This window comes from Photobacterium sp. R1 (assembly GCF_054600795.1).
Genome location: NZ_BAAHZP010000297.1, coordinates 1 through 328, shown reverse-complemented (window position 1 = coordinate 328; position 328 = coordinate 1). Strand labels below are relative to the sequence as shown.

At 46.0% G+C, this 328-nt stretch carries 1 protein-coding gene; it reads right to left on the bottom strand.

Annotation, left to right across the window (positions count from 1 at the left end; translation table 11 throughout):
- On the bottom strand, nucleotides 1-328 hold a 328-nt coding region (locus tag ACYP03_RS25135), incomplete at both ends, for an NAD(P)/FAD-dependent oxidoreductase (RefSeq protein WP_459782545.1).

Here is a 328-nt window from a genome sequence, read left to right as displayed (position 1 = left end):
CCAATTGCGTAATGCTGGGGTGTTTTGCCTTTATCCAGTTCAAAACGTTCTATGATGGCTTTGCCTAAGTGCCCGCGCGAGCCTTCAGCAATAAGCGTATATTTTGCTTCAAGTATGATACCCGGCTGAAAACCTGGTTTTTCATTACCGAGTTTATCGCGACCCATATCAGTCGTCATGATCCCAGCCACTGCACCTGAGTTGTTGAAAATTAACTCAGCCGCAGCAAATCCCGGAAAAATGGATACTCCTAGCGCTTCGGCCTGTTGAGCCAGCCAGCGGCATAATTCACCAAGACTGATAATAAAATTCCCATTATTTTGAAGCG